Genomic DNA, 20,140 nt, shown 5'->3' on the forward strand with positions numbered 1-20,140 from the left:
GTGGTGGCGTTGCCCTTGGTGTTGAAGGCCGCGCGCGCGGCCTTTCTGGATGTGGATCATCGCCTGGAGCAGGCTGCAGCCGTGCTGGGCGTGTCGCCCGCCGCCGTGTTCTTTCGCGTCAGTCTGCCGCTGGCGATGCGCGGCATTCTGGCGGGGGTCCTGCTGGCCTTCGCGCGCGCGCTGGGCGAATTCGGTGCGACGCTGATGGTGGCCGGCAATATTCCGGGCCGCACGCAGACGCTGTCGATCGCCATCTACGAGGCGGTCCAGGCCGGCAATGACGACACGGCCAACGTGCTGGTGCTGGTCACGTCGGTGACCTGCGTCGTGATTCTGTGCCTGGCGTCCTGGCTGATGCCCGGCGGGCGCGGCGGTCGTCCAGGGCGGCCCGTGCGCCGGAGCGCGCCATGAGCCTGTCGGTCGATATCGAATGCCGCGTCGGCGGCGACGATGGTTTCCTGTTGCGGCCGCGCTGGCGTACCGATGCCCGGCGTGTGGCGCTGTTCGGCCCGTCGGGCTCGGGCAAGAGCCTGACGATGCAGTCCATTGCGGGGTTGCTGCGCCCCGATCGGGGCCGCATCGAGGTCGCCGGCCGGGTGCTGTTCGATGCCGATGCCGGGGTGGACGTCCCGCCGCGCGCCCGGCGGCTGGCCTATCTGTTCCAGGACTATGCGCTGTTTCCCCACCTGACGGTGCGGCAGAACATCGGCTTCGGCCTGCGGCGAGGGTGGTTGAACCTGCACGGCCGCCGCGATCTGCCGGAACAGGCACAACGCTGGGTGCGGGCCTTTGGTCTGGCGACGCTGCTGGACCGCTATCCGTCCGAGTTGTCCGGCGGCCAGCGCCAGCGTGTGGCCCTGGCGCGCGCGCTGTCCACCGACCCGGGCCTGCTGCTGCTGGACGAACCGCTGTCGGCCCTGGACACCGGTTTGCGGGTACGGATGCGGAAAGAACTGGCGCAATTGCAGCGCGACATCGACATTCCGACCGTGCTGATCACGCATGATCAGGCCGACGTCGGGGCGCTGGCGGACGAGGTGTTCCACATTGCCCACGGGGAAATTCAATCGAAAGTACCGATCAGTACGTCGGTGGCTTGAAAACAGGCGGTGGCGGTGGTGCCGGCCAGCAGGCTGCCGCGTGGGGCGCCGGGAGCGGCCAGTCCTGTGATGCGGACCTTGGGGGTGATGTCCAGACTGATTTCCGTCAGTGTGTCGTCATCCGCGCGATGGTCGATCCGGCCGGTCCAGAGATTCGAGTCCGCGTCTCCGGAGGTTTGCGGGCGGATGCGTACGGCCTGGGCTTTCAGGAACGCCAGGGCGCATCGGCCTTCGGTCAGGCCCAGCCGTTCGGTGCTGGCGTGGGTCAGTGTGGCGTTCAGGGACACGCCTTCGTCCAGGTCCAGCCGGATGCGGTCGTTGATGCGGCCGGATTCGATGGCGCCGATGGTGCCCTCGTAGCAGTTGCGGGCCGAGGTCTGCAAGGTCATGTGGTGCAGCAGGTCCAGGTGGCGGGCGCCGTTGGGGCCAAAGCGTGTCAGGCTTTCCATGAAGCGCTGGTGTTCGATCCGGGCGGCCTGGTACCAGGCGATCAGTTCGCGCGCGCGGTCGGTCAGGTGTGCGCCGCCGCCGCGCTTGCCGCCGTGACGCGCTCGACCAGCAGGTCGCCGGCCAGGCCGTTCATGAGGTCCACCGCGTCCCAGGCCGCTTTGTAGCTGAGCCCGACTTTGCGCGCCGCCGCGCTGATCGAGCCTTCGGTGCCGATGGCGGCCAGCAGGTTCATGCGCCGTTCCGTGCCCCAGCTCTGGTCGCCGCTGCGCAGGCTCAGCGTGGTGCTCAGTTCAAGAGGTGGAGGCGTATTCGGCATGAAGGGCAGTGTACGCGGCAGTCCTGGGTGGCTCAAGGCTGCGCGGCGTGTGCATGTATGGGCTTGCGCGGATTCAGGACTTGGCTTGCTCGCCAGCCAGGCAGGCCGCATAGCCGTCGAGCATGTTGGGCCAGACGGGGGCCCAGCCGCTGGCCCGCAGCCGCGCGTTCGACAGGCGCTTGCCATCGGGCGGGCGGGGTTCGCGGGCCGGGGGCGGCCCGCCTGCCATCCGTGCCAGCGCGTCGTACAGATCCGCCGTGGGTATCGGACGGTCGTCGGTGCCGATGTAGCAGGGCAGGGGCGCATCCAGGCTCAGCAGGTGCGCGCAGGCCCGTGCCGCATCGTCGATGTGGATGCGGTTGGCCCAGTGGCCCGGCCCGTCCGGCGTGGCGATCCGCCCGGCGCGCAGGCCGTCGATCAGGCGCAGCCGTCCGGGGCCGTACAAACCCGACAGGCGCAGGGCGACGCCGCGCCCGGGCAGCCGGGCGTGCAGCAGGGATTCGGCTTCCAGCATGGCCGCGCCGCGAAAATCCGCCGGGGCCGTGGGGGTGTCCTCGTCCACCCATGGGTCGGCTGCGTCCGGCCCCCAGACGGCGGTCGAATCGACCAGCACGCAGCGTTGCAAGCGGTCGAGGCCGGGCAGGGCGTCCAGCAGCGCCCGCAAGCCCAGGGGATAGGCGCGGGCGTAGGCCTCGGGTGTGCGGGCGTCGGGCGCCGGGGCGTACAGCAGGTGAGTGATGGAGGCGGTCGTCAGCGCCCCGGCCAGGGCGGCGGGGTCGCCCAGGTCGGCGCGCCGCCAGTGAATCCGGGCGTCGGGTGCGGCGTCCATGGCCCGCCGCCGCAGGCCGATGCAGGCCCAGGTGTCCGGGGCCAGCGTGTTCGCGGTGCGGGCGCACAAGTCGCCGCCGATGAGCAGCAGGGTGTTTGGGTTCACGCTTTCACTGCCTGATACGCGGCCTAATAGAATGTATGGGTTTCCATCTTCACACAGTCTATCCCATGAGCGATTCCTTTCCGCTGCGCCGAAGCCACCCCGATGAGTTGATCGTGGGGCTGGTGTCCGTGTCCGACCGGGCCTCGTCCGGCGTCTATCAGGATCAGGGCATCCCCGCCCTGCAGGACTGGCTGACGTCCGCTTTGACGCGGCCGCCGCAGGTGGTCGCCCGGCTGATCCCGGACGAGCGTGCCGGTATTGCCGCCACGCTGCGCGAATTAGTGGACGAGGCGCGCTGCGATCTGGTGCTGACCACCGGCGGGACCGGTCCGGCGCGGCGCGACGTGACGCCCGAGGCGACGCTGGACGTGTCGACCCGCGAGATGCCCGGTTTTGGTGAACAGATGCGCCAGGTCAGCCTGAAGTTCGTGCCCACGGCGATTCTGTCGCGTCAGGTGGCGGTGATCCGCGAATTGCCGGACCACGCCGCCTTGATCATCAATCTGCCCGGCCAGCCCAAGGCCATCCGGGAAACCCTGGAAGGCCTGCGCGGCGAGGATGGCGCCGTCCAGGTGCCCGGCATTTTCGCGGCCGTGCCTTATTGCCTGGATCTGATCGGCGGCCCGTATGTGGAAACCCGCGACGAGATCGTCAAGGCATTCCGGCCCAAGTCCGCGCGGCGTCAGCACTGATTCCCGTTCCGCCTTAAAATCCCGGAATCCGCTTTTTTCACTATTCCACTCTTTCTGGAGGTCCAGCCATGGCCCTGGTTTCCATGCGTCAACTCCTCGATCACGCCGCCGAGCACGGCTACGGGATCCCCGCGTTCAACGTCAACAACCTGGAACAGGTCCAGGCCATCATGGAGGCCGCCGACCAGACCGACAGCCCCGTGATCATGCAGGCGTCGGCCGGCGCGCGTAAATACGCGGGCGAAGGCTTCCTCAAGCTCCTGATCCAGGCTGCGGTCGAGTCCTATCCGCACATTCCCGTGGTCATGCACCAGGACCACGGCCAGTCGCCCGAGGTGTGCCGGGGCGCCATCGAGCTGGGCTTCTCCAGCGTCATGATGGACGGCTCGCTGATGGCCGACGGCAAGACGATTGCCTCCTATGAATACAACCTGGACGTGACTCAGCAGGTCGTCAAGATGGCCCACAAGCTGGGCGTGACCGTCGAAGGCGAACTGGGCTGCCTGGGTTCCCTGGAAACCATGAAGGGCGACAAGGAAGACGGTCACGGCGCCGAGGGCACCATGACCCGCGAACAGTTGCTGACCGACCCCGAGCAGGCCGCCGACTTCGTCAAGCGCTCTCAGTTGGACGCCCTGGCCATCGCGGTGGGTACCAGCCACGGCGCCTATAAGTTCACCCGCAAGCCCACCGGCGACATTCTGTCGGTGCAGCGCATCAAGGACATCCATGCCCGTCTGCCCAACACCCACCTGGTGATGCATGGCAGCTCCAGCGTGCCCCAGGAATTGCTGGCGGAAATTCGCCAGTTCGGCGGCGACATGAAGGAAACCTACGGCGTGCCCGTGGAAGAACTCCAGGAAGCCATCAAGTTCGGCGTGCGCAAGGTCAACATCGACACTGACATCCGCCTGGCCATGACGGGCGCCATCCGCCGCTTCATGGCGGAAAACCCCGGCAAGTTCGACCCGCGCGAATACCTGAAGCCGGCTCGCGAGGCTGCAAAGAAGGTCTGCCTGGCCCGCTACGAACAGTTCGGCACTGCCGGCAACGCCTCCAAGATCAAGGCGATCCCGCTGTCCGACATGGCCGCGCGCTACGCGTCCGGTGAACTCCAGCAATTGGTGAAATAAATCCCCATGAAGGCCCTGCTCCAATCCTCCATCGAGTCGCTGCCCCTGCTGGGGCGCGGCAAGGTCCGCGACATGTACGCCGTGGGCGAAGACAAGCTGCTCATCGTCGCCACCGACCGGATCTCGGCCTTCGACGTGATTCTCGACGATCCCATCCCCGGCAAGGGGCAGGTCCTGACGGCCCTGACCGAATTCTGGCTGGAGCGCCTGGGACACCTGATTCCCACGCATGTCACCGGCATTGCCCCGGAAGACGTGGTCGCCCCCGGCGAGCGGGATCAGGTAGTCGGGCGCGCGATGGTGGTCAAGCGCCTCGAACCGATCCTGGTCGAGGCGGTCGCGCGCGGCTACATCATCGGCTCGGGCTGGAAAGACTACCAGGCCAGTGGTGCGGTCTGCGGCATCGCCTTGCCGCCGGGGCTGCGTCAGGCCGAACGCCTGCCGGAACCGATCTTCACCCCTGCAGCCAAGGCCGAATTCGGCCAGCACGACGAGAACGTCGATTTCAACTACGTCGTGGCCCAGGTGGGCGCCGATCTGGCAACGGAATTGCGCCGCGTCACGCTGGCCCTGTACGCCGAGGCCTCCGAATACGCGCGCAGCCAGGGCATCCTGATCGCCGACACCAAGTTCGAGTTCGGCCTGGACGCGCGCGGCACGCTGCACCTGATGGACGAGGTCCTGACGCCGGATTCCTCGCGCTTCTGGCCGGCCGACGGCTACGCCGTGGGCATCAGCCCGCCGTCTTTCGACAAGCAGTTCGTGCGCGACTGGCTGGAAACCCAGGACTGGGACAAGACCTCCCCGGCGCCGCGCCTGCCCGCCGACGTGCTGGAACGCACGGCGGCCAAGTACCGCGAAGCCCTGGACCGGCTGACCCAGGGGGTGAAATGAGCGTGGCCGGCGGCGCCGCCGCCCCGGTGGTCGGCCTCATCATGGGCTCGTCCAGCGACTGGGATGTGATGAGCCACGCGGCGGCGGTGTTCGATGAATTCGGCCTTGCGTATGAGGCCCGGGTAGTGTCCGCGCACCGCATGCCGCTGGACATGGTCGAATACGGCGCCCAGGCGGTGGAGCGCGGTCTGCGCGCCATCGTCGCCGGGGCGGGCGGCGCAGCGCATCTGCCCGGCATGATGGCGGCGCTGACGCCGGTGCCGGTGTTCGGTGTGCCCGTGCCTTCGCGCTACCTGCGCGGCGAAGATTCCCTGCTGTCCATCGTGCAGATGCCGCGTGGCGTGCCGGTCGGCACCTTTGCCATTGGCGAGGCGGGCGCGGCCAACGCCGCCCTGCACGTGGTGGCCAATCTGGCCATGACGGACGCTGCCCTGCTGCAGAAACTGCAGGACTACCGCGCGCGCCAGACCGGCGCTGCGCGTGCCATGGTCGTGCCGCCGGAGAAATCATGAGTGGTGTCTCGGACACGGGCGCTGCCTGGGGCGCCTCGCCGCTGCCCCCGGGCGCCTGGCTGGGCGTGCTGGGCGGTGGTCAGTTGGGCCGCATGTTCTGCCAGGCGGCCCAGGCCCTGGGTTACCGGGTGGCCGTGCTGGACCCCGCAGAATCCTGTCCGGCGGGCATGGTGGCCGATGAGCACATCCGCGCCGCCTACGACGACATCGCGGGGCTCGACCGCCTGGCGCGGCGCTGTGCCGCCGTGACCACGGAATTCGAAAACGTCCCGGCCGACAGCCTGCGCCACCTGGCTCGGACGCGCGTCACGGCGCCTTCGGGGGATGCGGTGGCCGTGGCTCAGGACCGCATGGCGGAAAAAGCCTATATCCAGGCGGCGGGCGTGCCGGTGGCGCCGCATGCGGCCATCCAGGCCGTGGCCGACGTGGACGCCTGTTCCGATGCACTGTTCCCGGGCATCCTCAAGACCGCTCGCCTGGGCTATGACGGCAAGGGCCAGATCCGTGTGGCCTCGCGCGACGAAGCCCGGCAGGCCTTCGAGACGCTGCGCGGCGTGCCGTGCGTACTGGAGGCCCTGCAGCCTCTGGATTATGAGATTTCGGTGGTGGTGGCACGCGATCTGCGTGGCCATGCCGTCAGCTATCCGCCTTCGCGCAATGCGCATCGTGACGGCATTCTGGCGCTGTCGGTCGCGGATGGCTCGGTGCCGTCCGGCGTGGCCGATCATGCGCGCAGCCATGCCCTGTCCCTGGCCAGACACCTGGATTACCACGGTGTGCTGTGCGTGGAATTCTTCGTGCTGCGCGATGGCCGTGTGCTGGCCAATGAAATGGCGCCGCGCCCCCATAACAGCGGCCACTACACTCAGGACGGCTGCCTGGTCAGCCAGTTCGAGCAGCAGGCGCGCATCATGGGGGGGCTGCCGCTGGGCGACACGGATACGCTGCGCCCGGCCGCCATGCTCAATCTGCTGGGCGATCTGTGGTTCGATGCCCAGGGGCGGCAGCGCGAGCCGGACTGGGCGGGTGTGCTGGCGGTGCCCGGTACGCGCCTGCATCTGTACGCCAAATCCGAAGCGCGGCGCGCCCGGAAAATGGGCCATGTGAACATCCTCGGCGCGGACGCGGCGCAACTGCGGGATCGCATCGCCCGGGTGTCGGCCGTGCTGGGGCTGCCCGATGCCTGATCCGTGCGCGGATGCGGGGGACGCGGCCGCGCCGCGTCCGGACGCAAGCCCGGCCGAGGCTGGCCCCGATCAGATCCTGGAGGCCGCCCAGCGGCTGGCCCAGGGGCGGCTGGTGGCCTTCCCGACCGAGACCGTCTACGGTTTGGGTGCCGACGCGGAAAACCCCGAGGCCGTCGCGCGCATCTACGCTGCCAAGCAGCGGCCGGCCAACCATCCCGTCATCGTCCATCTGTCGCCGGACACCGATCCGGGCTATTGGGCGGCCTCGATTTCGTCCCAGGCCAGGCTGTTGATGGCGGCCTTCTGGCCGGGACCGCTGACCCTGATCCTGCCGCGCGCGGCCCGCATTCCGGACGCAGTCAGCGGCGGTCAGGACAGCATCGGCCTGCGCTGCCCCTCGCATCCGGTGGCGCAGCGGCTGCTGCATGCCTTTGCTGCCCTCAAGCCGCATGGTTTTGGCGGGGTGGCGGCACCCTCGGCCAATCAGTTCGGCCAGGTCTCGCCCACGCGCGCGGATCACGTGCGCGGCGAATTCCCGCATCTGGACAGCCAGGCGCTGATGATCCTGGAAGGCGGTGCCTCGGAAGTCGGCATCGAATCCACCATACTGGACCTGTCGCGGCTCGACCAGGGTATTGGCCCCGTGCTGCTGCGGCCTGGACACGTGACGGCCGCGCAGATTGCCGAGGTGCTGGGTGTGGCGCCGGCCCTGCCCGACGCGGCGGCGCCCCGGGTGTCGGGTTCGCTCAGGGCGCACTATGCGCCGCGTACGCCGGTGTCTCTGGTGTCGGCGGATGATCTGGCTGCCTGGGTCGGGGGCACAGGCATCCCGGGGACCGAGCGCCGCCGCGTGGTTGCGGTGGTGCTGGGTGCCGCGCCGGGCGCGGCACCCGCCGGGGCGGATTGGGTCGTTCTGCCGGCCGACCCCGTCGTGTATGCGCGCCGCCTGTATGCGCTGCTGCGCGAACTCGACGAGGCCGGCTATGATCGCATCCTGCTGCAACGTCCGCCTGCAGGGCCTGCCTGGCAGGGTATCGAAGACCGGATCACGCGCGCGTCGGCAGCCTTCGATTGAGGATCCATTCAACGGCCCGGTGGCCGCTTTCCGGAGCATGATTCGATGAAATTCAAGGAATTCGAACCCGGTCAGGTCATCCGTCACGGCCCGGTCACCGTGGACGAGGCCGAGATGCTGGCCTTTTCCCGCACCTACGACCCCCAGTGGTTTCACGTGGACGCCGAACTCGCCCGTGAGGGCCGCTGGAACGGCCTGATCGCCAGTGGCTGGATGACCTGCGGGCTGGCCATGCGGATGGCCGTCGAGGCCGTCTTGCACGATTCGGAATGTTTCGCCTCGCCGGGCCTGGATCGGCTGCGCTGGATGCACCCGGTGCGTCCGGGCGACCGGCTGCGCCTGGAGGCGACGGTGGATTCCAAGCGGGTGTCGTCCACACGCGACGACCTGGGCATCGTCCGTTGGACCTGGCGCCTGTTCAACCAGGACGAGGTTCAGGTGTTTGAAGTCGAAGTGACCAACCTGTTTGAACTGGACACGTCGCAGTCCTGAAGGCGGCTTTGCGCCCGCCCTAGCGGAACACCACCGTGCGGTGGCCGTTCAGCAGGATGCGGTGCTCGACGTGCCAGCGCACCGCGCGCGACAGCACCACGGATTCGATGTCGCTGCCGATGTGCGTCAGGTCCCCCGGACCCATGGCGTGGTCCACGCGCTCGATGTCCTGTTCGATGATGGGGCCTTCGTCCAGGTCCTCGGTCACGTAGTGCGCCGTCGCCCCGATCAGCTTCACGCCGCGCGCATGCGCCTGGTAATAGGGCCGCGCGCCCTTGAAACCGGGCAGGAAACTGTGGTGGATGTTGATGGCGCGGCCCTCCAGGGCGCGGCACAGCGCCGGCGACAGGATCTGCATGTAGCGCGCCAGCACCACCAGATCGATCCGCTCGCGCTCGATCAGATCCAGGATCTGCGCCTCTTGCGCGGCGCGCGTGTCCGCCGTCACGGGCAGGTGATGGAAGGGCAGACCGTGGGATTCGGCCAGCGCGCGGAAATCCGCATGATTCGACACCACGCCGGCCACCTCGGCCGGCATCTGTCCGCCGCTGACCCGGAACAGCAGATCGTTCAGGCAATGCCCCTGGCGGCTGACCAGCACCAGCAGGCGGGTCTTGCGGGCCGCGTCGTGGAACTGGGACTGCATCTCGAAGCGCGCGGCGATGCCGGCGAAATCGTCCGTCAGGGACTCGACCGGCTCGGCGGTCGGCAGGGCGAAATGCACGCGCAGGAAGAAGCGTGACGAATCCGGGTCGCCGAACTGTTGGGCATGCACGATATTGCCGTGATGCGTCAGCAGCCAGCCGCTGACGGTATGGACGATGCCCATGCGGTCGGGGCAGGAAAGCGTCAGGATGTAGTCGTGCATGATGGATGTCAGGGGTGGCGCGGCACCGGTCCGCGCTGTGATGTGGGGCGGGACGGGGTTCAGTTGCGGGACAGGGGTTCGCTGCCAGGGGTCAGTTCGAAGTCACCCGCGTGATAGATCAGCGGCGACAGCAACTGGCGGTGGCAATGTTCCACCTGGCCGACGAAGATGGTGTGGTCGCCGGCCTCGTGGCGCTGGGTGTTGTGGCATTCGAACCAGGCGGCGCAGCGGGTGTCGGCCAGCATCAGGGTGCCGTTGGGCGCGCGATCCAGTTCCAGCCCGGAAAAGCGCTCATCCTGCGGCCCCTTGGCAAAGCGTCGGGCCAGATCGACCTGGCCGGCGGACAGCACGTGGATGACGTAGCGATCCAGCGCCTTGAAGGCTGCCAGGGAGGCGGCCGTGTGCGTCAGCGTCCACAGCACCATCGGCGGTTCCAGCGAGACCGAACTGAAAGAACTGATCGTCAGCCCCAGCGGGGCGCCTGTGTCGGGATGCTCCGCCGTGACCACGGTGACGCCGGTGGGGAATCGACCCAGGGCCGAGCGAAAGAACAGGGCCGGGAAGTCGGCGGGCGTAGGGTGGGGGCGCATGGGGCTTCAGGGCGCGATGCGGTCGAGCACCCAGTCGCCTTCGGCGTCGCGCGCGTAGACCAGACGGTCGTGCAGGCGGGACGGCCGGCCCTGCCAGAATTCGACGCGGGTCGCCTCCAGGCGGTAACCGCCCCAATGCGGCGGGCGAGCCGGATCATCGCCCAGCGTGCGGCTCAGTTCGGCGACGCGTTCGGCCAGGGCTTCGTGGGTGATGGGCCGGCTCTGGGGCGAGGCCCAGGCGCCGATGCGCGAACCCAGCGGGCGGCTGGCGTAGTAGGCGTCGGATTCCGCCGCCGAGACAGGGCTGACGGGGCCTTCGATGCGGATCTGGCGTTCCAGTTCCGGCCAGAAGAACAGCAGCCCGGCCTGAGGGTTGGCGCTCAGTTCCTGGCCTTTGCGGGACTGATAGTTGGTGTAGAACACGAAGCCTCGGGCGTCGAAGTCTTTCAGCAGCACGATGCGCGCCGAGGGGCGGCCGGCCACGTCCGCCGTCGCCAGCGTCATCGCGGTCGGCTCGTGCACTTCGCTGTGCAGGGCCTGCTGGAACCACTGGTCGAACTGGATGTAGGGGTCGGTGGCCGCAGCGGATTCGAGCAGTTCGAATTTCTGATAAGTCTGGCGGATATCGGCGATGGACATGGTGTTCCGGTCGAAAAAGGGCGTCAAAGGGGGCGGCGCAGCGCTTGCGCGATGGTGCGCAGGCGGCGGTCGGTGATGCCGGCGGCGTCCAGGGCGTCGGCGGTTTGCAACACGTATTCGGTGCAGGGGCCGTAGCGCCCGTGCCCCTGGCGTACGATGGCGATGATCTCATCGACGGACAGGCCCGTCACGTAGCCCTCGTCGCGACGGTCCATGGTGAAGACCAGGCCCGAGACCGGGCCGGCTGCCGTCTGGCAGTTCAGCCAGCGTGGAGTATAGGACGCGCTGGGCATTTCGCGTTCCCACAGGGGCAGCAGGATGTCGTGCGCCTGGGCGGCGGCGATGCGGTAGGCGGTGCCTTCGCAGGAGCCGCCCAGGTCCAGGCCGAAGACCAGGCCGGGTTGTTCCGGTGTGCCGCGGTTGACGCGCGACCACAGGCACAGGGCGCGGTGATAGCCGTGGATGCGCGCGCGGCGGGCTTCCAGGTGATCAAATTCCGGCCGCCAGATCAGGGATCCATAGCCGAACACCCACAGGTCGGAATGGCCGTCCCAGTGTTGCAGGTGCTGTTCGATGGATGCCAGGTGCCAGGCCGTGTCTCTCAAGTGGAGGGCTTCCGGCGGGGGCGGAAGCTGGCGGGCGCGGGCGGCGGGCATGTTCACGAGGGTGGGCGGCATGGATGGAAAGGGCAACGCCCTATTGTAGAGGACTGCGCGACGAGAGAGTTTGCCGGGAGCGTCCCTGGCTAAAATGGAGCATTCCCTTTCTTTGCGCTTTTTCCGCGCCATCGTGATGACCGATCCCCTGCCTGCCGATTCCATCGATGCCAATTTAGAGACGGATGCCGCGCGCCGTTTCGGCGGCCTGGACCGCCTGTACGGCGAGGGGACCCGGCGGACGCTGGCGGACCTGCGCGTGGTGGTGGCCGGCATCGGCGGCGTGGGCGCCTGGTGCGCAGAGGCCCTGGCCCGTTCGGGCGTGGGGGCGCTGACGCTGGTGGATCTGGATCACGTGGCCGAATCCAACATCAACCGCCAGGTCCATGCGCTGGGGAGCACGCTGGGGCAGGCCAAGGTCGCCGCCATGGCGGACCGCATCCGCGACATCAACCCCGGGTGCCGCATCGAATGCGTCGACGATTTCATCGGCCCGGACAATGTGGACGCGATCCTGTCGGGGCCGTCCGGCGTGCTGCTGGACTGCACCGATCAGGTGACGGCCAAGATCGCCATGATCCTGCGGGCTCGTGCGGCGGATTGGTCCGTGCTGGTGTGCGGCGGGGCGGGCGGCAAGACGGACCCGCTGGCCTTGCGGGCCGGCGACCTGTCGGTCGTGACGCACGACGCGCTGCTGGGCCGGGTGCGCCAGGAATTGCGCCAGCGCCACGGCTATCCCAAGGGCGGGGCGTCGGGCGGCAAACCGCGCCGCCGGGTGCCGCGCATGGGGGTGCACTGCCTGTGGTTCGACCAGCCTGTCGTGCTGCCTGATGCCTGGCAGCGCACGGCCACCGGACCTGCCGGTGCCTCGGCGGACGAGGCTGGAAGCCTTGCCGCGCCTGTCGCAGCGCCGCAGGGCCTGTCCTGCGCGGGCTATGGTTCGGCCGTGGCGATCACGGCCACCATGGGCATGGCGGCGGCCGATTGGGCGCTGCGCCAGGGGCTGGCGGCGGGACGCTAGCGTCCGGCTGGGGCCGGATCGAGACGGGCGTCCAGACAGCCGCGTAGCGCATTTGATACGCGCAGCGCCGGGGCCTGGCGCAGGTCGGCGAGGCTCAACCGGGCTTCGCGCGCGGCGCCCTCGTCCAGCAGGGCCTGGCGGCGCACGCCGGGCAGCAGGCCGCTGGCCAGGGGCGGAGTCAGCCAGGCCCCGTCGGCATCCTGGACGTAGATCGTGCTGCGGCTGCCTTCGCATAGATCCCCGGCGGTGTTGCCGAAGATCAGGTCGAAATGATCGGGATGGGCGTGCAGCCACGTCTGCGCCGCCGCGAATCGGGGGCGGTGGGTGGTCTTGTGCCGCAGCCAGGGATCGCCCGCGTCCAGGATCGCGTCCGGTCCCAGGACGTCCGTCGCCAGGGCGAGACGGACCGGTTCGTGCGTCGGCGGCAGCGGGGCCGATTCCAGAGACAGCCCGCCATCGGCCGCCAGCAGCAGGCGCAAGCGATGGGGGGCGTCCATGATCCCCCGGATCTGCCCGGCCAGCCACGCGTCCAGCCCCGAGGCATCCAGGGGGTAGCCCAGTGCATGGGCCGAGTTCAGCAGCCGTGCCCGGTGGCCGGGCCAGAGCGCGATGCGGCCCTGTTCCAGGCGCAGGGTCTCGATCAGCGCAGGCGCGATGCGTCGGATTTCAGCGGCGGGGGGCACGGGCAGGTTCGATGCGGGACGACTCAGTCCGGATTCAACACGCGGGCTTTCCACAGGCATTCCTCCCATTCTTCGGCGGCCTGTGAATCGTAGACGATGCCGCCGCCCACGCCGAATTCGGCCAGGCCGTCGCGCAGTTCGATGGTGCGGATGGCCACGTTGAGAGAAAAATCCCCGTCCGGCGCCAACCAGCCCACGCTGCCGCAATAGATGCCGCGCCGGCGCGCTTCCAGCGACTGGATGGCCTGCATGGCGGCGATCTTCGGCGCCCCGGTGATGGAGCCGCAGGGGAACAAGGCGCGCATCACCTCGGCCAGCGGCACGTCCGGCGCCTCGGCTTCCACGGTGGAGGTCAGGGTCCAGACCGAGGGATAGGCCTCCAGGCTGAACAGGGCCGGCACGCGCACGCTGCCGGGCACGGCGATGCGGCCCAGATCGTTGCGCAGCAGGTCCACGATCATCAGGTTTTCCGCACGGTTCTTGGCGCTGCGCTGCAGCGCCTCGGCGGCCTGCCGGTCCCAGGCCGGATCGGCGTGGCGCGGGGCGGTGCCCTTCATGGGCCGCACGCGCAGGTGTGCGCCTTCGCGGGTGACGAACAGTTCGGGCGATAGCGACAGGATCCAGCGTTCGCCGTCCTGGATGCAGGCGGCGTGGGCCACGGGATGGCGCTCGGCCAGGTAGGCGTAGACCCGCGCAGGGTCCAGGCCCGGCGGCCAGTTCAGGCGCAGCGGCAGGGTGTAGTTGATCTGGTAGTAGTCGCCCCGGGCGATGCCGGCGCGGACGGATTCGATGGCCTGCGCGTGGCGTTCGCGGGAGATGGCCGGCTGCGGGTCCGGCCGCCATGGCCGGCCCTGGGCATCGGCAAGTGTCGCGTCCGCCGTGTCCGGTTCCGCGCAGTTTCCCCATTCGGCGCGGGCATGGACCAGCGCCGTCAGGCGGGGCAGGGCATCGCGTGTGGCGTCGCCCGCCGCGTCTGCGGCTTCCGGCTCCAGCCATTCACCCAGTTCATAGTCCAGCAGCAGGGCGACCCAATGGCCTGCCCTCCGGGCGGTCTCGATGGCGTCCCAGGCGGCGGGCAGTTCGGCGCGGCGGTGGACGGCAATGCGCGCCACCGGGTCGAGCAGCCGCAGCGCGCGGCCGGCCAGCCGATCTTCGAACAGGCAGGGCATCAGGCCCCCACGGCGCCGCGTGCGCGCCCGGCCGCCAGGAATTCCGCCAGAATCCGTCCGGTGTGGGTCACGCCCGTGCAGAGTTTTTCGGGGCTGCCCTGGGCGACCACCCGGCCGCCCTGGTCGCCGCCCTCGGGGCCCAGGTCCACGATCCAGTCGGCTTCGGCGATGACGTCCAGGTTGTGCTCGATGACCACCACGGTGTGGCCGGCGTCCACCAGCCGGTGCAGCACGCGGATCAGTTTTTCCACGTCTGCCGTGGACAGGCCCACGGTGGGCTCGTCCAGCACGTACAGGGTGTGCGGCACGCGCGAGGCGCGGCCGGTGCGCAGCACGCCCTCGTCCAGATGCGCCTTGGTCAGTTCGGTGACCAGCTTGATGCGCTGGGCCTCGCCCCCGGACAGCGTGGGAGAGGGCTGGCCCAGTGTCAGATAACCCAGACCCACGTCCTGCATCAGTTGCAGCGCGCGGGCGATGCGGCGGTGGGCGGAGAACTGGCCGATGGCGTCGTCGACTTCCATGCGCAGCACGTCACCCGCGCTGCGGCCGTTCCATTGCACACCCAGGGTTTCCTGGTTGAAGCGTGCGCCGTGGCAGGCGTCGCAGGGCACCTTCACGTCCGGCAGAAAACTCATTTCGATGGTGCGCATGCCCTGGCCTTCGCATTCCGGGCAGCGGCCGTCGCCGGTGTTGAAGGAAAATCGCGAGCCCGTCCAGCCGCGCAGCCGCGATTCACGCGTGCCGGCATACAGTTTGCGGATGTCGTCCCAGAAACCCACGTACGTGGCCGGGCAGGAGCGGGGCGTCTTGCCGATGGGCGTCTGGTCGACCTCCAGCACCCGGTCCACGGCTTCCCAGCCGTGAATCGTCCGGCAGCCTTGCCAGGGTCCGGTCTGGCGCTGGCCGACGCGGCGGGCCAGATTGTCCAGCAGCACGTCGCGCGCCAGCGTGGATTTTCCCGAGCCCGACACCCCGGTGACGACGTTCAACCGTCCCAGCGGAATGCGCGCGTTGGCCTGGCGCAGGTTGTGCAGCGTGGCGTCCTCGATGTCCAGACTGGGCGTGGCGGCGTCCACCGCGCGCCGGCCGTTCATGGGATGGACCAGCGGTTCGCGCAGATAACGCCCGGTGACCGAAGCCGGGTTGCGGGTGATTTCCTCGACCGTGCCCTGGGCGACCACCATGCCGCCGCGCACTCCGGCGCCCGGGCCGATGTCGATCACGTGGCCGGCGCGGCGGATGGTGTCCTCGTCGTGCTCGACCACCACCAAGGTGTTGCCGTTGCCTTCCAGGCGCGCCAGTGCGTCCAGCAGGATACGGTTGTCGCGCGGGTGCAGGCCGATGGTGGGCTCGTCCAGCACGTAGCACACGCCCTGCAGGTTGGAGCCCAGTTGCGCGGCCAGGCGGATGCGCTGGGCCTCGCCGCCCGACAGGGTGGGGGCTGCGCGGTCCAGGGCCAGATAGCCCAGGCCCACGTCCATCATGAAATTCAGGCGACCGCGGATTTCGGTGAAAATGTCGCGGGCGATTTCGGCCTCGCGGCCCTGGGCGCCCAGGCCCAGGAAGAAACGCTGGGCGTCGCTGACGGGCATCGAGGCCAGTTCGGCGATCGAGCGGTCGCGCCAGCGGAAGGCCCGCGCCACGCGGTTCAGCCGTTGGCCCTGGCATTGGGTGCAGGGCTGCGGCAGGCCGGTGGCCTCGTCCAGCCAGACGGTTTCCTCGCCGGTCTGGTCCTCGGTGAAGCCGGTTAGTTGCAGGCCGGTGCCATAGCAGCCCGGGCACCAGCCGTGGCGCGAGTTGTAGGAAAACAGGCGCGGATCGGGTTCCGGAAAGCTGGTGCCGCAGTTCGGGCAGGCGCGCTTGATGGAAAAGGTCAGCAGGCGCGGGTCGGGTGCCAGGCCGGCGGCGCGGCGTGCATCGACGGACGACGGGCCGGGCGCGGTCAGGCCGGCCAGCACGCGGAAGCTGCCATGGCCCAAGGCCAGGGCGGCGCGCACGGCCTCGCGCAGGCCGGCCTCGTCGCGCACGTCCACGATCAGGTCGCTGACCGGCAGTTCGATGGTGTGTTCCTGGTAGCGGTCCAGGCGCGGCCAGGGGCTGACCGGGATGAACGTGCCGTCCACGCGCAGATGGGTGTGGCCGTGCGAGGCCGCCCATTTCGCCAGATCGGTGTAGTAGCCCTTGCGCGCCACCACCAGCGGCGCCAGCAGGCCGATGTGCTCGCCCGTGTGGTCGCGCAGCAGTTGCGCGACGATCTGCTCCGGCGTCTGCGGCGCCACGGGCACGGCGCAGTCCGGACACATCTGGGTGCCCAGGCGCACGTACAGCAGGCGCAGGAAATGGTGGATCTCCGTCATGGTGGCGACGGTGGACTTGCGCCCGCCCCGGCTGGTGCGCTGCTCGATGGCGACGGTGGGCGGGATGCCGTAGATCGCGTCCACGTCCGGCTTGCCGGCCGGCTGCACGATGGCGCGCGCGTAGGCGTTCAGGGACTCCAGGTAGCGCCGCTGGCCCTCGTTGAACAGGATGTCGAAGGCCAGCGTGGACTTGCCCGAACCCGACACCCCGGTGATGACCGTGAAGGCGTCGCGCGGGATGTGCACGTCGATGCCCTTCAGGTTGTGCTCGCGGGCATTGAGGATGTGGATGTCGGGGCTGGCCGACGCGGCCGGCAGACGCGGGGCCGGCTCGTTCAGGGCCAGCGCGGGGCTGTCGATCTGTTTGGCATAATCGGCCAAGGCCTGGCCGGTATGGGAATCCGGGTGGCGCATCAGCTCGTCCGGCGTGCCTTGGGCGACGATGCGGCCGCCCTGGTCGCCGCCTTCCGGTCCCAGGTCCACGACCCAGTCGGCCGCGCGGATCACGTCCAGATTGTGCTCGATGATCAGCAGCGAATGGCCGGCGGCCAGCAGCTTGCGGAAGGCCCGCATCAGACGGGCGATGTCGTCGAAGTGCAGGCCGGTGGTGGGTTCGTCGAACAGCAGCAGGCTGCCCTTCAGCGCGCCCTGGGGCGCGCGCGAGCGTGCGGCCTCGGCCAGGTGACCGGCCAGCTTCAGGCGCTGCGCCTCGCCGCCCGACAGCGTGGGCACGGGCTGGCCCAGGCGCACGTATTCCAGGCCCACGTCCGCCAGGGGTGCCAGGCCCCACTGCACGTCGCGCAGTCCCTTGAAAAAGTCCAGCGCCTCGCTCACGGTCATGTCCAGGACTTCGTCGATCGAGGCGCTGCGGCCCAGATGCTCGATGCGGACTTCCAGCACCTGAGGACGGAAACGGTGGCCGTCGCAGTCCGGGCAGCGCAGGTACACGTCCGACAGAAACTGCATTTCCACGTGTTCGAAGCCGGTGCCGCCGCAGCCGGGGCAGCGGCCGTCGCCGGTGTTGAAGCTGAAGGTGCCGGCCGTGTAGCCGCGTTCCTGCGACAGTGCGGCGGCGGCGAACAGCTTGCGGATGGCATCGAAGGCGCCGACGTAGCTGGCGGGGTTGGAGCGTGCCGTCTTGCCGATGGGCGTCTGGTCCACCATCACCACGTCGGCGATCCGCTCCGCGCCCAGCAGGGCGGCGTATTCGCCGGGGGCCTCGGTGGAACGGCCCAGGCGCTTGAGCAGGGCAGGGTAGAGCACGTCCTGCACCAGGGTGGATTTGCCCGAGCCGGAGACGCCGGTCAGGCACACCAGCCGGCCCAGCGGCAGGGAGAAATCCACGCCTTGCAGATTGTTGGCGCGGGCGCCCTGCAGCAGCAGACGCGGGGTATTGTCCTGCACCGGCAGGGGGCGCGGCGATTCGATGCGCATCCGGCCGCCGAAATAGCGGCCCGTCAGTGTGTCGGCCACGGACAATTCGGCCGGCGTGCCGTCGAAGACGATGTACCCGCCGCGCTCGCCCGGCCCCGGACCGACGTCCAGGATGCGGTCGGCGGCGATCATGACCTGAGGGTCGTGTTCCACCACCACCAGAGTGTTGCCGTGGTCGCGCAGCCGGTGCATGACCTGGACGATGCGGTGGATGTCGCGCGGGTGCAGGCCGATGGACGGCTCATCCAGCACGAACAGCGTGTTCACCAGGGACGTGCCCAGCGCGGTGGTCAGGTTGATGCGCTGGACTTCCCCGCCCGACAGGGTGCGGCTCTGGCGGTCCAGCGACAGATAGCCCAAACCGACGTCGCACAGAAAGCGCAGGCGGGCGCGGACCTCGTCCAGCAGTTCGGTCAGCGCGTCGTCCAGCGAACGGCCGAGTTCGATGCGCTCGAACCAGTCGCGCACCCGCTCGATCGGCAGGCGCATCAGATCGTGCAGCCCCAGGCCGGGCAGGGCCGCCAGTTGTCCGGGTGTCCAGTGTGCGTGCACCGGCAGGAAACGGGCTGTGCCGGGAATCGGGTCCTGGTCCCGCCCCAGGCGCCACAGTGTGGCATCGGGCTTGAGCCGTGCGCCCTTGCAGTGAGGGCAGGGGGTGTAGCTGCGGTATTTCGACAGCAGCACGCGCACGTGCATCTTGTAGGCGCGCGATTCCAGCCAGTCGAAGAAGCGCTGCGCGCCGTACCACTGGTGTTTCCAGGCGGACAGGCCGCCCTTCCAGTCGGGGGCTCCGCCGATCACCCAGCCGCGTTCTGCGTCCGTCAGGTCGCGCCAGGGCACGTCCAGGCGCACGTCGACCTTGGGAGCGTAGCGCTCCATCTCGACCTGGCATTCCTTGTAGCTGGCGGTCTGCCAGGGTTTGATCGCACCGTCACGCAGGCTGCGGGTCTCGTCGGGCACCACCAGGCCGTAGTCGATGCCCATCACCCGGCCGAACCCCCGGCAGTGTTCGCAGGCGCCCAGCGGGGAATTGAAGGAAAAAGTGCTGGGCAGCGGCGTGGCGTAGTCGATGTCGCATTGTGCGCAATGCAGGCCGGTGCTGAAGCGCCATTCTTCCTCGCCCGCGTCGAACAGCGCATGGACGGTGAGCTTGCCGTTGCCCTGGCGCAGCGCCGTTTCCAGGGCCTCGTCCACCCGCGCGGACTCTGCGTTGCTCAGGCGGAAGCGGTCCTGCACGACGTGCAGGACGCGCCGGCCGGGATCGTTCGCTTTGCGCTTGCCGGCTGTTTTTCCGGTGGTCACGGCGGCCGCGGGCACCGGTTCGTCCTGGCGGTGAATGCGCGTGTAGCCCTGCTGTTCCAGGAAACCCCGCACCTCGTCCTCGGTGAAGTTGGCAGGCACCGAGACCGGAAAAGTGATCACCAGGCGGGGATCATGGGCGGCGCACAGGCCGTCCAGCTGGCGCCGGATGCTGGCGGGATCGTCGCGCGTCACCGGCCGGGCGCAGTTCCGGCAATGCAGGTGGCCGGCCCGGGCGTAGAGCAGCTTCAGGTGGTCGTTCAGTTCCGTCATCGTGCCCACGGTGCTGCGCGAATTGCGCACCGGGTTGACCTGGTCGATAGCGATGGCAGGCAGGATGCCTTCGATGCGGTCGACCTGGGGCTTGTCCATGCGGTCCAGAAATTGACGCGCGTAGGGCGAAAAGGTCTCGACGTAGCGGCGCTGGCCTTCGGCGTACAGCGTGTCGAAGGCCAGCGAGCTTTTGCCGGATCCTGACACGCCGGTCACCACCAGAAGTTCTCCGGTGCGGATCGTCAAATCCAGGTTTTTCAGATTGTTCTGGCGGGCGCCGAAGATGCGGATGGGTGCGTTCATTCCACCATCATAATCCGGTGCGTCGCGTCGTTGCGACGGTGAAAATCGTCCCTGAGGAATGCC

The 20,140-nt window shown here is 68.9% G+C and carries 20 protein-coding genes; 10 read left to right on the forward strand and 10 right to left on the reverse strand.

The window, feature by feature from the left end:
• Together WA983_RS06570 and WA983_RS06575 are read left to right on the forward strand one after the other, a co-directional pair.
• Positions 1-411, forward strand: a 411-nt coding sequence (locus WA983_RS06570; protein WP_424311767.1) for a molybdate ABC transporter permease subunit, incomplete at its 5' end; no start/stop codon positions are given.
• Positions 408-1,100, forward strand: a complete 693-nt coding sequence (locus WA983_RS06575) for an ABC transporter ATP-binding protein (RefSeq protein WP_424311768.1) — start codon at positions 408-410, stop codon at positions 1,098-1,100. The genes WA983_RS06570 and WA983_RS06575, both read left to right, overlap by 4 nt.
• Here WA983_RS06575 and WA983_RS06580 read toward each other — a convergent pair.
• The 3 genes from WA983_RS06580 to WA983_RS06590 all read right to left on the reverse strand — a co-directional run bounded on the left by WA983_RS06580 (position 1,064) and on the right by WA983_RS06590 (position 2,800).
• Positions 1,064-1,549, reverse strand: a complete 486-nt coding sequence (locus WA983_RS06580) for a TOBE domain-containing protein (RefSeq protein ID WP_424251971.1) — start codon at positions 1,547-1,549, stop codon at positions 1,064-1,066. The genes WA983_RS06575 and WA983_RS06580 overlap by 37 nt on opposite strands.
• A 62-nt stretch (positions 1,550-1,611) precedes the next feature.
• Positions 1,612-1,866, reverse strand: a complete 255-nt coding sequence (locus WA983_RS06585) for a winged helix-turn-helix domain-containing protein (RefSeq protein WP_424251973.1) — start codon at positions 1,864-1,866, stop codon at positions 1,612-1,614.
• A gap of 73 nt (positions 1,867-1,939) precedes the next feature.
• A complete protein-coding gene (locus WA983_RS06590) occupies positions 1,940-2,800 on the reverse strand; it encodes an NAD-dependent epimerase/dehydratase family protein (RefSeq protein ID WP_424311769.1) in 861 nt (286 codons plus the stop codon).
• Positions 2,801-2,865: 65 nt separating this feature from the next.
• Between WA983_RS06590 and mog the strand changes: the two genes are divergently transcribed.
• The 7 genes from mog (at position 2,866) to WA983_RS06625 (ending at position 8,785) form a co-directional block, all read left to right on the forward strand.
• Entirely contained in the window at positions 2,866-3,492 is a 627-nt protein-coding gene (gene mog / locus WA983_RS06595) for a molybdopterin adenylyltransferase (protein ID WP_424251119.1), read from the forward strand.
• A gap of 68 nt (positions 3,493-3,560) precedes the next feature.
• A complete protein-coding gene (gene fba, locus WA983_RS06600; RefSeq protein ID WP_424251121.1) occupies positions 3,561-4,625 on the forward strand; it encodes a class II fructose-bisphosphate aldolase in 1,065 nt (354 codons plus the stop codon).
• A 6-nt stretch (positions 4,626-4,631) separates the two neighbouring features.
• Positions 4,632-5,519 (forward strand): phosphoribosylaminoimidazolesuccinocarboxamide synthase, encoded by an 888-nt coding sequence (locus WA983_RS06605; RefSeq protein WP_424251123.1) that lies wholly within the window; start codon positions 4,632-4,634, stop codon positions 5,517-5,519.
• The gene (gene purE / locus WA983_RS06610) at positions 5,516-6,031 is read left to right on the forward strand and encodes a 5-(carboxyamino)imidazole ribonucleotide mutase (protein WP_424311770.1); all 516 of its coding nucleotides are present in this window, start codon (positions 5,516-5,518) and stop codon (positions 6,029-6,031) included. Before WA983_RS06605 ends, purE begins: the two co-directional genes overlap by 4 nt.
• Entirely contained in the window at positions 6,028-7,218 is a 1,191-nt protein-coding gene (locus WA983_RS06615; RefSeq protein WP_424251733.1) for a 5-(carboxyamino)imidazole ribonucleotide synthase, read from the forward strand. Before purE ends, WA983_RS06615 begins: the two co-directional genes overlap by 4 nt.
• Entirely contained in the window at positions 7,211-8,293 is a 1,083-nt protein-coding gene (locus tag WA983_RS06620) for an L-threonylcarbamoyladenylate synthase (RefSeq protein ID WP_424311771.1), read from the forward strand. Before WA983_RS06615 ends, WA983_RS06620 begins: the two co-directional genes overlap by 8 nt.
• A gap of 45 nt (positions 8,294-8,338) precedes the next feature.
• The gene (locus WA983_RS06625; RefSeq protein ID WP_424251450.1) at positions 8,339-8,785 is read left to right on the forward strand and encodes a MaoC family dehydratase; all 447 of its coding nucleotides are present in this window, start codon (positions 8,339-8,341) and stop codon (positions 8,783-8,785) included.
• A gap of 19 nt (positions 8,786-8,804) precedes the next feature.
• On the opposite strand, the gene purU is transcribed toward WA983_RS06625, so the two are convergent.
• From purU to WA983_RS06645, 4 genes are read right to left on the reverse strand one after another with little or no spacing between them, the layout of a single operon-like run.
• Entirely contained in the window at positions 8,805-9,653 is an 849-nt protein-coding gene (gene purU / locus WA983_RS06630; RefSeq protein WP_424251448.1) for a formyltetrahydrofolate deformylase, read from the reverse strand.
• Positions 9,654-9,712: 59 nt separating this feature from the next.
• Positions 9,713-10,243: a flavin reductase family protein gene (locus WA983_RS06635; RefSeq protein ID WP_424251447.1), complete on the reverse strand. Its 531-nt coding sequence runs from the start codon at positions 10,241-10,243 to the stop codon at positions 9,713-9,715.
• A gap of 6 nt (positions 10,244-10,249) precedes the next feature.
• Entirely contained in the window at positions 10,250-10,882 is a 633-nt protein-coding gene (gene pdxH / locus WA983_RS06640; RefSeq protein ID WP_424251445.1) for a pyridoxamine 5'-phosphate oxidase, read from the reverse strand.
• Positions 10,883-10,905: 23 nt separating this feature from the next.
• A complete protein-coding gene (locus tag WA983_RS06645; protein WP_424311802.1) occupies positions 10,906-11,538 on the reverse strand; it encodes a gamma-glutamylcyclotransferase in 633 nt (210 codons plus the stop codon).
• 136 nt (positions 11,539-11,674) lie between these two features.
• Between WA983_RS06645 and WA983_RS06650 the strand changes: the two genes are divergently transcribed.
• Positions 11,675-12,559, forward strand: coding sequence for a tRNA threonylcarbamoyladenosine dehydratase (locus WA983_RS06650; protein ID WP_424311803.1), 885 nt, complete (start codon positions 11,675-11,677; stop codon positions 12,557-12,559).
• Here WA983_RS06650 and WA983_RS06655 read toward each other — a convergent pair.
• Genes WA983_RS06655 through uvrA form a run of 3 tightly spaced genes read right to left on the reverse strand, consistent with a single transcriptional unit; the run spans position 12,556 to position 20,077 of the window.
• The gene (locus WA983_RS06655; RefSeq protein ID WP_424311772.1) at positions 12,556-13,242 is read right to left on the reverse strand and encodes an aminotransferase class IV; all 687 of its coding nucleotides are present in this window, start codon (positions 13,240-13,242) and stop codon (positions 12,556-12,558) included. The two genes, WA983_RS06650 and WA983_RS06655, sit on opposite strands and share 4 nt — an antisense overlap.
• A 23-nt stretch (positions 13,243-13,265) precedes the next feature.
• Positions 13,266-14,411 carry an aminodeoxychorismate synthase component I gene (locus WA983_RS06660; RefSeq protein ID WP_424311773.1) on the reverse strand — a complete coding sequence of 382 codons (1,146 nt, stop codon included), beginning with the start codon at positions 14,409-14,411 and terminating at the stop codon, positions 13,266-13,268.
• Complete coding sequence (gene uvrA / locus WA983_RS06665) at positions 14,411-20,077, reverse strand: excinuclease ABC subunit UvrA (protein WP_424311774.1); 5,667 nt, start codon at positions 20,075-20,077, stop codon at positions 14,411-14,413. The genes WA983_RS06660 and uvrA overlap by 1 nt, the downstream gene beginning before the upstream one ends.
• Positions 20,078-20,140: the final 63 nt, after the last annotated feature.

Source organism: Castellaniella sp. (assembly GCF_049650445.1).
Lineage (GTDB): Bacteria > Pseudomonadota > Gammaproteobacteria > Burkholderiales > Burkholderiaceae_B > Castellaniella.